Origin of the sequence: Xenorhabdus aichiensis (assembly GCF_028598775.1) — a bacterium.
GTDB lineage: Bacteria > Pseudomonadota > Gammaproteobacteria > Enterobacterales > Enterobacteriaceae > Xenorhabdus > Xenorhabdus bovienii.
This window is the reverse complement of the sequence record NZ_JAQRFO010000004.1, coordinates 19,994-34,533: the sequence shown is the minus strand read 5'-3', so window position 1 is coordinate 34,533 and position 14,540 is coordinate 19,994. Positions and strand designations below refer to the sequence as shown.

14 protein-coding genes and 1 pseudogene are annotated in these 14,540 nt (G+C 52.2%); 13 read left to right on the top strand and 2 right to left on the bottom strand.

What is annotated here, in order from left to right; all coding sequences use genetic code 11:
• Window positions 1-457: 457 nt before the first annotated feature.
• The gene (locus tag PSI22_RS03155) at window positions 458-730 is read right to left on the bottom strand and encodes a CopG family ribbon-helix-helix protein (RefSeq protein WP_273578564.1); all 273 of its coding nucleotides are present in this window, start codon (window positions 728-730) and stop codon (window positions 458-460) included.
• A 239-nt stretch (window positions 731-969) separates the two neighbouring features.
• Window positions 970-3,042: a phenylacetic acid degradation bifunctional protein PaaZ gene (paaZ, locus tag PSI22_RS03150; protein WP_273578563.1), complete on the bottom strand. Its 2,073-nt coding sequence runs from the start codon at window positions 3,040-3,042 to the stop codon at window positions 970-972.
• A gap of 327 nt (window positions 3,043-3,369) precedes the next feature.
• Between paaZ and paaA the strand changes: the two genes are divergently transcribed.
• The 13 genes and pseudogenes from paaA to PSI22_RS03085 form a co-directional block, all read left to right on the top strand.
• On the top strand, window positions 3,370-4,311 hold the full coding sequence (paaA, locus tag PSI22_RS03145; RefSeq protein WP_273578562.1) for a 1,2-phenylacetyl-CoA epoxidase subunit PaaA: 942 nt from the start codon (window positions 3,370-3,372) through the stop codon (window positions 4,309-4,311).
• A 44-nt stretch (window positions 4,312-4,355) separates the two neighbouring features.
• Complete coding sequence (paaB, locus tag PSI22_RS03140; protein ID WP_273578561.1) at window positions 4,356-4,643, top strand: 1,2-phenylacetyl-CoA epoxidase subunit PaaB; 288 nt, start codon at window positions 4,356-4,358, stop codon at window positions 4,641-4,643.
• Window positions 4,644-4,653: 10 nt separating this feature from the next.
• Window positions 4,654-5,430, top strand: coding sequence for a 1,2-phenylacetyl-CoA epoxidase subunit PaaC (paaC, locus tag PSI22_RS03135; RefSeq protein ID WP_273578560.1), 777 nt, complete (start codon window positions 4,654-4,656; stop codon window positions 5,428-5,430).
• 29 nt (window positions 5,431-5,459) lie between these two features.
• Window positions 5,460-5,963, top strand: a complete 504-nt coding sequence (gene paaD, locus PSI22_RS03130; RefSeq protein WP_273578559.1) for a 1,2-phenylacetyl-CoA epoxidase subunit PaaD — start codon at window positions 5,460-5,462, stop codon at window positions 5,961-5,963.
• Between the two features lie 19 nt (window positions 5,964-5,982).
• Complete coding sequence (paaE, locus tag PSI22_RS03125) at window positions 5,983-7,068, top strand: 1,2-phenylacetyl-CoA epoxidase subunit PaaE (RefSeq protein ID WP_273578558.1); 1,086 nt, start codon at window positions 5,983-5,985, stop codon at window positions 7,066-7,068.
• 24 nt (window positions 7,069-7,092) lie between these two features.
• Window positions 7,093-7,866 (top strand): 2,3-dehydroadipyl-CoA hydratase PaaF, encoded by a 774-nt coding sequence (paaF, locus tag PSI22_RS03120; RefSeq protein WP_273578557.1) that lies wholly within the window; start codon window positions 7,093-7,095, stop codon window positions 7,864-7,866.
• A gap of 3 nt (window positions 7,867-7,869) precedes the next feature.
• The gene (gene paaG, locus PSI22_RS03115; RefSeq protein WP_273578556.1) at window positions 7,870-8,667 is read left to right on the top strand and encodes a 2-(1,2-epoxy-1,2-dihydrophenyl)acetyl-CoA isomerase PaaG; all 798 of its coding nucleotides are present in this window, start codon (window positions 7,870-7,872) and stop codon (window positions 8,665-8,667) included.
• A gap of 2 nt (window positions 8,668-8,669) precedes the next feature.
• Window positions 8,670-10,274: a 3-hydroxyacyl-CoA dehydrogenase gene (locus PSI22_RS03110; RefSeq protein ID WP_273578555.1), complete on the top strand. Its 1,605-nt coding sequence runs from the start codon at window positions 8,670-8,672 to the stop codon at window positions 10,272-10,274.
• Window positions 10,264-10,719 carry a hydroxyphenylacetyl-CoA thioesterase PaaI gene (paaI, locus tag PSI22_RS03105; protein WP_273578554.1) on the top strand — a complete coding sequence of 152 codons (456 nt, stop codon included), beginning with the start codon at window positions 10,264-10,266 and terminating at the stop codon, window positions 10,717-10,719. Before PSI22_RS03110 ends, paaI begins: the two co-directional genes overlap by 11 nt.
• On the top strand, window positions 10,716-11,930 hold the full coding sequence (gene pcaF / locus PSI22_RS03100) for a 3-oxoadipyl-CoA thiolase (protein WP_273578553.1): 1,215 nt from the start codon (window positions 10,716-10,718) through the stop codon (window positions 11,928-11,930). Before paaI ends, pcaF begins: the two co-directional genes overlap by 4 nt.
• Window positions 11,931-12,028: 98 nt before the next feature.
• Entirely contained in the window at window positions 12,029-13,336 is a 1,308-nt protein-coding gene (gene paaK / locus PSI22_RS03095) for a phenylacetate--CoA ligase PaaK (RefSeq protein WP_273578552.1), read from the top strand.
• Window positions 13,337-13,430: 94 nt separating this feature from the next.
• Window positions 13,431-14,348 carry a phenylacetic acid degradation operon negative regulatory protein PaaX gene (paaX, locus tag PSI22_RS03090; RefSeq protein WP_273578640.1) on the top strand — a complete coding sequence of 306 codons (918 nt, stop codon included), beginning with the start codon at window positions 13,431-13,433 and terminating at the stop codon, window positions 14,346-14,348.
• Window positions 14,326-14,451: pseudogene (locus PSI22_RS03085) on the top strand (phenylacetic acid degradation protein PaaY); the annotation flags it as partial. The gene paaX and the pseudogene PSI22_RS03085, both read left to right, overlap by 23 nt.
• Window positions 14,452-14,540 lie beyond the last annotated feature (89 nt).

Below are 14,540 nucleotides of genomic sequence, written 5' to 3'. Positions count from 1 at the left end.
ATTTTTAATTTAAAATATTAATATTTTACATCATAAAATATAACTCATTAAAATATTCACCTCATTAATTTTATATTGAAATAACATAAAATTTATATAATTAATCATATTTAAACCTAAACAATTATTTATTTAATACCAATATGCCCATTGAATTCATAGTGAAATAATATTGACTATTTTTATGTGGTAAACATCGCGATAATATAACAAATTACTATTACAATAACTATCTAATATCCATATAGTTTCTTCTGTTTAATTTCATTAAAAATGAGGGCAGGTCATCAATATCACAAAGAAATTTCATTATTTCTGGGTTAGCAATAACATGTCAAACAAGGTATCTTATCGCGTGCTTGTATTATTTTAATAGCTCTGCGAGCTGATGCTTCATCTTTCTTGACTAGAAAACGATAGAGCTTTTGTACGTCAGTAAGGGCTGCCGGAGACCAGATCAAACGTGGCATTCAGGTAACTCCGTATTATCTTCTGCTTCGAGCTTTGCTAACCAGTCGTCGGCTTCTTCAAGTGTCAGGTGTAACCCATTCTCTTGATACGCTTCCCAGGCTCGCAATGCATCCTGTTTGAAGGACTCACGTTTTTCTTCACGCTCTACATAATCACGTATAGCTTCACGCATTATCCAGTGAGCCGAACGCTGGCGCACTTCTGCCAAACGCTGGATCCGGTTTTTTAAATTATCGTCAAGTTTTACGGATGTCGCCATTTTGGCCACCTTAAAATTAAAAGGTAATACCTTTGTCTACTATGTCATAAAATTTTTACTTTCTTGGAAGAATTATTCCGAAAACTGCAACTCACCTATTCTACAGATAAAATTCAGCCCGAATTCAAACTTTAGAGAACAGCCTGAGGATCACCGCTATTTTGTTTTTTTGACAAATATCCTCAGGCATTTCAGTTCCCTTACTCAACAAATCTCCGGTTTGTTTATCTCAACCACACCTACTCAGACGCGGTAAAATCCCCTTGCTGCCGCTCCACCAGCGTGAGAATACTGTAAAGCGCCACTGGCTGTTGCTCCTGATTCAAGACCTGCACATCCCACACCACAACACCTTGCGGTTTGTCATCAGGGGTTTTCTGAGCTTTCTTAATTTTCTTCTTGCAAGTCAGGCGAACCTGAATGGTATCGCCAATTTTCACCGGCTCAATAAAACGCAGGTTTTCCATACCATAGTTAGCAAGCACCGGCCCAACCGCTGCATCAACAAACAATCCCGCTGCTGCCGACACGACAAAATAACCATGTGCCACACGTTCACCAAACAGAGATTCCGCCGCACCCAATTTATCCATGTGCGCATAAAAATGATCTCCGCTCAGGCAGGCAAAATTGACGATATCGGCTTCGGTGACAGTACGACGAGCTGTTAACAGGCTTTCACCAATCTCAAGCTGTTCGAAATACTTACGGAACGGATGAATCGGATCGACCTTCACTTTGGCACCACGTACCCATTCACGGCCGATGGCGGCCAGCATGTTTGGGCTGCCCTGAATCGCGGTGCGCTGCATATAGTGTTTCACCGCCCGCAGTCCCCCCAGTTCCTCACCGCCGCCGGCACGCCCCGGCCCGCCATGTACCAGCATAGGCAGTGGAGAACCATGCCCCGTAGATTCCGCCGATGCCGCTTCATCCAGCACCAACATACGGCCGTGGGCACACGCTGTTGCCCGGATCACCTGCACCGCGATCTGCTCATCCGCCGTGACCAGCGAGCCCACCAAACTGCCCTGCCCCATCAACACCAGCGCTATCGCCTGTTCTGTCCCCTGATACGGCATCAACGTGGAAACAGGCCCAAAAGCTTCCGTTCCATGTACGGCTTGATGTGCTACCGGATCAGCGCAATAGAGCAGAGTCGGTGGGTAGAATGCGCCCTCGTTGCTGGAATTGCCCGTCAGCACCAGTTGATCCAAAGAGCCACCGCACAAGGGTTCACAACCGTGACGCAACAGTTCATCAACCTTGGCCTGAACCTCATCGCGCTGTTCAAGGCTAATCAACGCGCCCATACGCACTTCCGGCAGCGAGGGATCGCCGACGGTCACTCCGGAAAGGCGTTTAAGCAGTGCCTGTTTAACCGCCTCAAGCTGACTGACTGGCACGATAATACGCCGGATAGCCGTACATTTTTGCCCCGCCTTAGCCGTCATCTCGCGGACAACTTCCTTGATGAACACGCCAAATTCCGGCATTTCAGGCGTCACATCCTCGCCCAACACACAGCAGTTAAGGGAATCGGCTTCCATGGTAAACGGAATGGATTTTTCGATCAGTCGCGGGTGGACACGCAGCTTCTGCCCGGTCTGCGCCGATCCTGTAAAAGTCACCGCATCCTGATAATCGAGATGATCAAACAGATCGCCAATGCCACCGCAGATCAATTGCAGTGCGCCTTCCGGCACCAGACCGCTATCGATGATCATTTTTACCATCGCCTGCGTCAATTGAGCGGATGCCGTCGCAGGTTTGATGATTGCTGGCATACCGGCCATCCACGTTGGTGCCAGTTTTTCCAGCATTCCCCAGCAAGGGAAGTTAAACGCGTTGATATGCAGCGCGACACCAGGGCGCGAAGTCAACATATGACGAGCCACAAACTGCGACTGCTTAGAAAGCGGGATCATCTCATCTTCCGGCCACAGGGTATCATCCGGTAACTCACGCCCCGCCAGCCCTGCATAAGAAAACAGCGTCGCAATGCCGCCTTCAATATCCACCCAACCATCCGCACGGGTCGCTCCGGTTTCTGCCGAAATGGCATACAGCGTTTCTTTGTTAGCAAGCAGGTGCTTCGCGACCGCTTTCATCATCTGCGCACGTTGTTGGAACGTCATGACGGACAACGACTTACCGCCTTTTTCACGGGCATATCCCAGGCTATCCGCCAGTGGCAGGCCATCTGAACACACCTGATACAAGGCTTCACCACTCACTGCATGATGAAGGGTTCTGGCGTTGCCCTGCCCATAAACCCAAGCACCACAAATATAACTGGTTAACTGTTGCATTTTTTTCTCCACCTAACACATTAATGAATCAATCATCAAGTATCTATATGGCATTTATGTATCATATAACCCATTAACGAAACCACTCAATAAATTAACAAAAGCAAAACATTTGCGGACGATCACTTGTTAATATTCTTACCCTCATCCAACAATAAAAATTAACTAATTGTTTTTAAATAAATAAAAATTCATATTGTGATGTGTACGACAAATACACAACCTCACTGTTTGATATTTCTGTTATCAATTTGTAGATTTACAGTTATGTAAAATGATTCATTTTTATATTTAAAATAAAAAAATAAGAATCATAACGGAGGCAGCATGACAACTAACTCACTTCAAGCGCACTTTGACGCCAAAATCGCGGCGGATCTTTCCATTGAGGCCAAAGACTGGATGCCTGATGCCTATCGTCAAAACCTGATACGTCAAATCGGCCAGCACGCCCATTCGGAAATTGTCGGCATGTTACCGGAGGCCAACTGGATCACCCGCGCTCCGACACTACGCCGCAAAGCGGTGCTGCTGGCAAAGGTACAGGATGAAGCCGGACACGGGCTTTATCTGTACAGCGCGGCAGAAACACTGGGCTGTACCCGTCAGGACATCTACCAGAAGCTGCTGAATGGCAAGATGAAATATTCATCCATCTTTAACTATCCCACCCTCAATTGGGCAGATGTAGGGGTGATTGGCTGGCTGGTGGATGGGGCGGCTATCATCAATCAGGTCGCCCTGTGTCGGGCATCTTACGGCCCGTATGCCCGTGCGATGGTGAAAATCTGCAAGGAAGAGAGTTTCCACCAGCGGCAGGGTTATGAAGCCGTTATGGTACTGGCGGCGGGCAATGACGCCCAACGCGCGATGTTACAGGATGCCATCAACCGTTTTTGGTGGCCGACGCTGATGATGTTTGGCCCCAATGACAGTGATTCCCCCAACAGCGCTCAAAGCATGGCATGGAAAATCAAACGGTTCAGCAACGATGAACTGCGGCAAAAATTTATCGACAGCACCGTTCCGCAATTGGAAGCACTGAGCATGACCGCACCCGATCCCGAGCTGATCTGGGATGAAACCACGGGGCACTACCGTTTTGGTGAAATCGATTGGGACGAATTCTATCAAGTGCTCAAAGGACAGGGCATATGTAATCACGAACGGCTGGAAACCCGGCGCCGAGCGTGGGAAACCGGAAGCTGGGTGCGTGAAGCCGCTTCAGTACATGCCAAGAAAATGGCAGCCAGAAAAAATGCCGCTTAATCCGTTTCATTACCGGAATTGATGACCGGAACAGGAGACAAAACATGAGTGATACCGATTGGCCACTGTATGAAGTCTTTATCCGCAGCAAACAGGGGCTGGCTCACCGTCATGTCGGCAGCCTCCATGCAGCAGATGATCAAATGGCGCTGGAGAACGCGCGCGATGTCTACACTCGCCGCAATGAAGGTTGCTCCATCTGGGTAGTGAAATCTATCTATCTGGTGGCATCACAACCCGAAGAGCGCGGGGCTTTTTTCGATCCCTCAGAAGACAAAATCTACCGTCATCCGACTTTCTATACCATTCCTGATGGCATCAAGAATATGTAAGAGCTGAAATATGAATACACATAGCGTTGCTCCACCCAATCCTGATCTGCTTAATTACGTGCTACGGCAGGGGGATACCCCGTTAATTCTGGCACAGCGCCTGTGTGAATGGTGCGGCCATGCGCCAGAGCTGGAAATTGACCTTGCCCTGTCGAATATCGGCCTCGATCTGCTGGGACAGTCACGCCATTTTCTCAGCTACGCCGCCACACTTTATGGAATGGATTTTGATGAAGATCGGCTGGCATTTGGCCGTGATGAACGTGAATTCCGCAATCTGCTGCTGGTGGAGCAACCCAACGGCGGCTTTAACGATACGCTGGTGCGTCAATTTTTTATCGATGCCTATCACGTCCTGCTCCATCAGGCACTGGGGCAGAGCCGCGATCCCCAATTGGCCGCTATCAGCACCAAATCGTTGAAGGAAGTCGAATATCACCTGCGTTTCAGCCGTGGCTGGGTGATCCGGCTGGGGGATGGCACAGTACTGAGCCGCGAAAAAATCCAGCAATCGGTCAATCAATTGTGGCGCTTTACTGGCGAACTGTTCCATTGCGATGAAGTGGAACAGCGGCTGGCCGAAGCAGGCATTGCGGTCGATCCCCGTACTTTGTACGAACCTTGGCTGCAAATCATCAACGAGACATTCGCCCAAGCCACATTGCAAATTCCGCAGGAAACGCCCTACCGACAGGGTGGTAAGCAGGGGCTGCATACCGAACATCTGGGATACATGCTGGCGGAAATGCAGTATCTGCAACGCACCTATCCCAACTGTAACTGGTAACCATCCGTTGATCACGAAAGGAGGGGATGATGGAACAGCAAGTTAACACATTACAGCCGCCGGCTATCCATCAGATCTGGCAATGTCTGCACCAGATTGCCGATCCTGAGCTTCCCGTACTCTCCATTACTGATCTCGGCATGGTTCGGGCAGTAACCCCTCAGCAAACCGGCTGGCGAGTCATATTCACCCCGACGTACTCCGGTTGTCCGGCAACGGAATACCTGATCAATGAGATCCAGCAAACACTGGCACGGGCGGGCTTTACATCGGTCACTGTCGAAATCAGCCTGATGCCGGCATGGACAACTGACTGGATGAATGCCGATGCCAAGCAACGCCTGCGGGAGTCCGGCATCGCGCCTCCACAGGGTCTGGCTTGTGAAAAACCGACAGAGACAGAAACAATCACCTGCCCACGTTGTGGCAGCCATGAGACCGAAAAAATCAGTGAATTCGGTTCCACCGCCTGCAAAGCGCTCTATCGCTGTCAGCAGTGTCTGGAACCCTTCGACTATTTCAAATGTATTTGAGTTTAGGGAGCAGCAAAAGATGGCTACTTTTCATCGTCCGACTTTTCACCGCTTAAGCATTGCAGCGATTGAGCGGGAAACACCTGATGCCGTGACCGTCACACTGCATGTCCCCGATGAGTTGAAAGCCCTCTTTTACTATCAACCCGGCCAGCACCTGACACTCAAGGCGCGGGTGGATGGAGCAGAGCTACGCCGCTGTTACTCCATTTGCAGTTCACCACTGGACGATGGATTACAAATTGGCGTCAAGGCCACCTATCAAGGGCGTTTTTCGACTTTTATCAACCAGCAGCTTAAAGTCGGGGATGAGCTGGATGTCATGCAACCACAAGGCAATTTCGGCCACCATCCCGATGGGAACAAAGCGGGAAACTATCTGGCAATCGCTGCGGGTTCGGGTATCACGCCAATTCTATCGATCATCAAAAGTACACTGGCGCTGGAACCGGATAGCACCTTCACGCTGATTTACGGTAACCGCACCAGCCGTTCCGTGATGTTCAAAGAAGCACTGGCCGATCTGAAAAATCGCTACCTGCACCGTTTTCAGGTGCTGTACCTTTTCAGCCAGGAAATCACCGATAGCCCGATGTTCAACGGCCGCATTGATAGCGAACACCTTCAGCGCCTCGGCAAGATCCTGCTCAATTTCAGCCAGTTCGGACAGGCCTTTCTCTGCGGGCCAGCAGCCATGCTGGATGATGCCAAATCGGCACTTGAGCAGGCCGGCATGGCGTCCGAACGTATCCATACGGAACGCTTCAACACCGGACGTAATCCATCAAGCACCGCGGCTCGCCCGGCCAATCTGGCTGAACGCAATGAAACCCGTGTGGAAATTCATCTGGATGGCCGCACCCTGAACATTGCCATGAACACCGAAGATGACAGCATTCTCGATGCGGCACTGCGTCAAGGTGCCGATTTGCCCTATGCCTGTAAAGGAGGCGTGTGTGCCACCTGCAAATGCCGCCTCAAATCCGGTGAAGTGGATATGAGCGTGAACTACAGCCTTGAGCCGGATCAACTGGCTGCCGGTTATATCTTAAGCTGTCAGTCGTGGCCGAAAGGCGACGGCGTGGTTGTGGATTTTGACGTCTAACACCGTCAGAAATGAGGAGCTACCATGAGTCACGAATGGATTTTATGCCACCAGCAACAACGGGTACGCACACTGACCCTGAACCGTCCGGAAGTCCGCAACGCCCTCAGCAATGATTGTCTGGAGCAACTCGTACAGCAATTGGAACAGGCGGATGCCGATGCAGAAATCGGCGCTATCGTCATTACGGGTTCATCACGCTATTTTGCGGCGGGCGCCGATCTCAGGGAGCTACAGCAGCAGACCGTTGCGACGGCAATGACAGACCGCCGCCCACAACTCTGGCAGCGCTTGCATAACATCACCAAACCTCTTATTGCGGCCGTCAATGGCTACGCGCTGGGGGCAGGTTGCGAACTGGTGCTGGCCTGTGATCTGGTGATTTGCGGTGAAAGTGCCCGCTTCGGCCTGCCGGAAATTACATTGGGATTGATGCCGGGCGCTGGCGGTACACAGCGGTTAATCCGCAGTGTGGGCAAAGCACTGGCCAATCAAATGATCCTAACTGGCGAGGCGATCGACGCCCAGAAAGCACAGCAGGCAGGGCTGGTGAGCGAAGTCTGCATTGATGCTCTGACGCTGGAACGCGCGGAACAGATTGCCCGACGCATCAGTGAATTTTCGCCGCTGGCGTTACGGGCGGCTAAGGCTGCACTCAAGACTGCATACGAAACCAGCCTGTCACAAGGGCTGCTCGCCGAACGCCAACAATTTGTTGCTCTGGCGGGGACAGCCGATCGCCAAGAAGGCATTACCGCCTTCCTTGAGAAACGTAAACCGACATTCAAAGGGGTCTGATCGATGGAAAACATGTCAATGGTACTCACGGATATTAAAGCAGGTGTCCTCAGCATTACCCTCAACCGTCCAGAACGCATTAACAGCTTTAACGAGGAAATGCACCAACAGTTAAGTGAAGCGCTGAAGATTGCTGAACAGGATGAATCCGTGCGCTGTATCCTGCTCTCAGGCGCTGGACGGGGCTTCTGTGCCGGACAAGATTTAAATGATCGCAACGCCATCACCTCGGAGGGTGACGTTCCTGATCTCGGCCAATCCGTTGAACGTTTCTACAATCCGCTGATCCGTCGCCTGACTTCCCTGCCCAAACCCGTAATCTGCGCCGTCAACGGAGTAGCAGCAGGCGCAGGCGTCTCCGTTGCACTGGCCTGTGACATTGTGATCGCTTCCCGTACCGCCAGCTTTATTCAAGCCTTCTGCCGCATTGGTCTGACGCCGGATGCCGGCGGTAGCTGGTTCCTGCCCCATAAAATCGGACATGCCCGGGCAATGGGAATGGCATTATTGGGAGACAAAATCAGCGCGGAACAAGCACTGGAATGGGGCATGATCTGGCAGGTCGTCGAACCCGAAGCGTTAGAAGATAAAACACGGGAACTCGCTCAACATCTGGCGACCCAGCCAACGGTGGCGCTGAGTTGCATCAAGAAAGCCACTTATGCCGCCGCAGCCAATAGCTTGGATCAACAGCTTAATCTCGAACGTGATTTACAGCGCCTGTGCGGACGCAGTGAAGACTTCCGTGAAGGTGTCAGTGCATTCATTGACAAACGCCAGCCACAATTCAAAGGGAGATAATCATGAACACGCCAGCACATCATCGTCCGCTCCTTCACGGCCCGATTGCCGTCATTGGCGCGGGAACGATGGGGATCGGCATTGCGCAAGTCGCCGCTCAAGCAGGGCATTCCGTCCTGCTGTTTGATGTGAATAATGAAGCGGCACAGCGTGCACTGGAGACTTTGCACACCCGTCTGCATCAGCGTGTGGAGGCAGGCAAAGCAGAAGCTGGCGCAACCCAGGCCCTATTGCAGCGCATCACACAGGTTGACTCCTTACAGGCACTGGCACCGAGCGCACTGGTGATTGAAGCGATTATCGAACAACTGGAGGTCAAACAGAACCTGTTCCGCCAACTGGAACCGCTCTGTTCAGCCGAAACCATTTTTGCCAGCAACACCTCATCGCTATCGATTACCGCCATTGCCCGTGTGCTGGCTTCACCCCAACGCATGGCGGGGCTACATTTTTTCAACCCCGCGCCACTGATGAAGCTGGTGGAAATCGTTCAGGGGTTGGAAACATCTTCTCAAACGATAGCCGCACTCAAAAGTCTCGTCACCGATTGGCAAAAACAGCCTGTAGTCTGCCGCTCTACGCCGGGTTTTATCGTCAACCGCATCGCCCGCCCGTTTTATGCGGAAACCTTGCGCGCATTGGAAGAAAACATTGCTTCTCCCGCCACACTGGATGCAGTGATGAAAGAATCTGGTGGTTTTGCGATGGGGGCGTTACAGCTTACCGATTTGATTGGTCATGACGTTAATTATGCCGTGACCGAATCCCTGTTCCACGCATTTCACGGTGATCCGCGCTTCCAGCCTTCACTGCGACAAAAAGAGCTGGTAGAAGCCGATCATCTGGGACGTAAGCGCGGTCGGGGGTTTTATGTTTATGATGGCAAAGAAAAACATCAGCCATTACCCCGGTTGGAAACCCTCCAAGAGCAAATACGGCCTACGCGGATTCAGGCAACGGGCGATTGGGGAACTCTGCCACATTTTGCCGCACTGTTAAAACCGTTGTTACAACAATATGGAATCGCCCTCGAAGAAAGCAAAAATACCGGCTCCCAACCGCCAGCATTACAGCTTGATGACGTTATATTAACGCTGACACAGGGTAAAACCAGCGCACAGCTTGCTGATGAAATCAGGGCACCAGTGGTACAGTTTGATCTTGCCGCCAATCACCAGACTGCCTCCATCATCACTCTTAGCTCGGCCTGCCAGAACGCCCAGTCGCAGACGACAAAAGTGATCAGTTTCCTGCAATCTCTCGGCAAGCAGGTGATTCTCCTGCCGGATTACCCTGCCTTACTGACAATGCGTACCGTGGCCATGTTGTGCAACGAAGCACTGGATGCCATCAATAAAGGCATCGCCAGCGCCGAAGATATCGATCTGGCGATGTGTTACGGCGTTAATTACCCCATCGGCCCGTTGGCATGGGGGGAACAACTGGGCTGGCGACACATTCTCAGCACACTGGAAAACTTACAGCAATTTTATGGTGAACCCCGCTACCGACCTGCACCTCTGTTACGCCAACTGGCGGCAGGCTATGTAACGCTGCATCTCCAGCGAGATCAAAATCAAAATAAGGAGCGCAACCATGTCCGCTAATACTTCCAGCCAACTGGCTCAGCGCTGCATTGAAGCCATGTATGCCAAAGATGCCTGCGCCCAGAATATGGGAATGCACATCGACCATGTTGATACAGGGGTCGCCCAAGTGAGCATGACCATTAAACCCGACATGCTCAACGGCCATCAAAGCTGTCATGGTGGCATCCTGTTCAGTCTGGCCGATACCACCTTCGCCTATGCCTGCAACAGCGAAGGGCTGGCGGCGGTGGCATCCGGTTGCAGCATTGATTTTATCCGCCCGGCCTTTAGCGGTGACCACCTGACAGCCACCGCTTTTATGCAGCATCAGGGCAAAACCACAGGCTTGTATGACGTCAAAATTATCAATCAGGACGGCAAAATCGTGGCCTTCTTTCGTGGTCACGCCCATCGTCTCGGTCATTCTATTCTGAAAGAGAGTCAGGGAGAGCAACAATCATGACCCATGCGTTTATCTGCGACGGCATCCGTACACCTATCGGGCGTTATGGCGGGGCTCTTTCCGGCCTACGGGCTGACGATCTGGCCGCTCTGCCGCTACAGGCATTACTGGCACGTTATCCCTCGCTGGATTGGCAACAGATTGATGACGTCATTCTGGGTTGCGCAAATCAGTCGGGGGAAGATAACCGCAACGTGGCACGCATGGCGGTTTTACTGGCAGGGTTACCCTATTCGGTGTCGGCGACCACCCTCAATCGGCTGTGCGGCTCCGGTCTGGATGCCTTGGCCTTCGCCGCCCGTGGTATTAAAGCCGGCGAAGCGCAACTGATGCTGGCGGGCGGTATCGAATCCATGACCCGTGCACCTTTCGTCATGGGTAAAACCGACAGCCCATTCAGCCGCCAAGCACAGATCTTTGATACCACCCTTGGCTGGCGCTTTATCAATCCCCTGATGCAGCAGCAGTTTGGCACAGACTCCATGCCAGAAACTGCGGAAAATGTTGCCGCCCAGTTTCACATCAGCCGTGACGATCAAGATGCCTTCGCCCTACGCAGCCAGCAACGCACCGCCAGCGCCCAACAACGGGGTATTCTGGCGGAAGAAATCACCCCCATTACCCTGCCCTCTACAGACAAAAAAGGCACGCCAACCATCGTCTCACAGGATGAACATCCACGACCAGAGACGACATTCGAACAACTGCAACGGCTGAAAACCCCCTTCCGGGCTGACGGCACAATCACCGCCGGCAACGCCTCTGGCGTCAATGATGGTGCGGCGGCACTCATCATCGCCTCAGAGAAGGCCGCCTTGCAGCAGGGGCTGACACCCCGGGCGCGCATTATCGCAACCGCTACCTGCGGCGTTGAACCTCGCATTATGGGGATCGGGCCACTGCCAGCCACCCGCAAGGTACTGGAGCTCACTGGCCTGAGCCTGAACCAGATGGATGTCATTGAACTCAATGAAGCCTTTGCTGCGCAGTCACTGGCTGTCATGCGTCAGTTGGGGTTGCCGGATGATGCAGAACAGGTCAACCCGAATGGTGGCGCGATTGCATTGGGCCATCCATTGGGCATGAGCGGAGCACGTCTGGCGCTGACTGCCACTCTGGAACTGGAACGGCGTGCCGGCCGCTATGCCTTGTGCACGATGTGCATCGGCGTAGGGCAAGGGATCGCCATGATTATTGAACGCGTATCGTAACGGCAACAACTTATATCGGGTATTGGCAAATAACCCACACCTGCACATAAAAACAACAACAACCTGTTACAAACAAATCAACAAAGGGACAGGAAACTATGAGCAACAACGTACAACACCCCGATTCCATTGAGTTTGCTTCATGTGACGAAATTCAGGCGCACCAGTTTGAACAGATAAAATGGACGCTCCATCACGCCTACAACAACGTGCCCATGTACCGCCGCAAATTTGACACCGCCGGCATCCATCCCAGTGATTTCAAGCAACTTGAGGACATCACCAAATTTCCCTACACCACCAAACAGGATCTACGGGATCACTACCCGTTCGATACTTTCGCCGTTCCGATGGAACAAATCGTGCGCATCCATGCCTCATCGGGCACCACAGGGCATCCTACCGTAGTGGGTTATACCCAGCGGGATATCGACCATTGGGCTAATCTGGTCGCCCGTTGCCTGCGCTTTGCCGGGGCAAGTGCCAAAGACAAAGTTCACGTCGCCTATGGCTACGGCCTGTTTACCGGAGGGTTGGGAGCACACTACGGGGCTGAACGTCTGGGCGCCACCGTGATCCCCATGTCCGGCGGTCAGACCGAAAAACAGGCTCAACTGATTCTGGACTTCAAACCCGACGTCATCATGATGACCCCTTCCTACTGCCTGACTTTACTGGATGCGCTGGAACAGCGGATGGGCGGAGATGCCAGCAAATGCTCCCTGCGTGTTGGCATTTTCGGCGCGGAGCCTTGGACAGAAGCGCTGCGCCGCGAAATTGAAACGCGCATGGGCATCAAAGCCTTGGATATTTACGGCCTGTCCGAAGTCATGGGGCCGGGGATCGCGATGGAATCGGTGGAACACGCTAACGGTTCCACCATTTGGGAAGATCATTTCTATCCGGAAGTGATTGATCCTGACAACCTGAACGTGTTACCGGATGGCAAATCCGGCGAACTGGTTTTCACGACCCTGACCAAAGAAGCCATGCCCGTGATCCGTTACCGCACCCGCGATCTGACCCGTTTATTGCCGGGGACTGCCCGTCATATGCGTCGTATGGACAGGATCGCCGGACGCTCTGACGACATGCTGATTATCCGTGGCATCAATGTCTTCCCATCACAGGTAGAAGAACAGATCATCCGCTTCAAAGAGCTGTCGCCTCATTACCAGTTAGAAGTGAACCGCACAGGCAATTATGACTGCCTGTCAGTCAAGGTCGAGCTAAAAGAGCCGGAGCGGCTTGACGCTCAACAACGCTGCGACATCTGCCACCAGTTGCGTCATCACATCAAATCCATGATAGGGCTGAGTACAGAGGTCAGTATCGTCAACTGCGGAGACATACCCCGCTCAGAAGGCAAGGCGGTCAGAGTGATCGACCACCGCCAGCATGAGTAATCATTCGCCACCGTTGAGACTATTTCAAGTTGCAGGGTATATTTCTCCGGTTATGCTAATGGCATGACACATTTGCGAGCAGATAATGGAAAAAATGGCACACAAACTCGACGACTTTATCCGACACGCCCTTGATGCCCAGCCCATCAGTGGAACATCGCTGATCATCTCTCTGTTTGGGGATGCCCTCAGTCACCGTGGTGGTGAAGTATGGTTGGGCAGTCTGAGCCTCCTTCTGGAGCCGATGGGGTTCAGTGACCGTTTTGTGCGGACATCCGTCTTTCGCTTGCAAAAAGAGGGCTGGCTGGCGGTAGAAAAAATCGGCCGTCGCAGCTACTACCGCATCACCGAGCGTGGCATGAATCAATTCCGCCATGCCGAGAGCAAAATCTACCTGAGCGAACAGCCTGAGTGGGATGGCAAATGGGATCTATTGCTGCTGGAAGGCACAACCAAAGAAGAACGCAACCGCCTGAAAAAAGAACTAAGCTGGCTTGGCTTCGGCCAACTCAACAGTACCCTGATGGCGGCACCAAGCAGCGCGCAAAGTGATATTCCCGCCCTGCTTGGCGAACTCAACGCCAGTGATTCCGTGATCTATTTTCGGGCAGACTATCCCTATCCCCGCTCAGAACAAAGCCTGAAAGAGCGGGTATCGGCCAGTTGGTCACTGGATCAGGTGGTAAAACACTATCACGAGTTTATCGTCTCATTCCGTCCCTTAATGAAGCTGCTGCAAGATTGCAGTGACGCCGACCTGACACCAGAACGCAGCTTCCAGTTGCGTCTGCTGCTTATTCACTTTTACCGCCGTGTGGTGCTGCGCGATCCGCTGCTGCCGGATGCTTTGCTGCCAGCACAATGGGAAGGGCAGGTTGCCCGTAACTTGTGTACCAATATCTACCAACGAATAGACTTTGCGGCGACACGTTACGTCAGCGAACGCTGTGAAACCACCATTGGCACACTTCCGCAACCGACAGCAGCGTATTACCGCCGTTTTGGTGGTTAGCAGTTTTGTCCACCCGACCGCTGTCTTAATCAGTGATGTGATTATTGGCAAACAGGTCTATATCGGCCCCAATGCCAGCCTGCGCGGTGACTTTGGCCGTCTATAAAACTGCGCCATTGGACTTAAACCCTAAAGCAACATGAAGATGTATAAATCTTGTTCTCTGAGTCAAGAAAATCGCCTGTATCACCA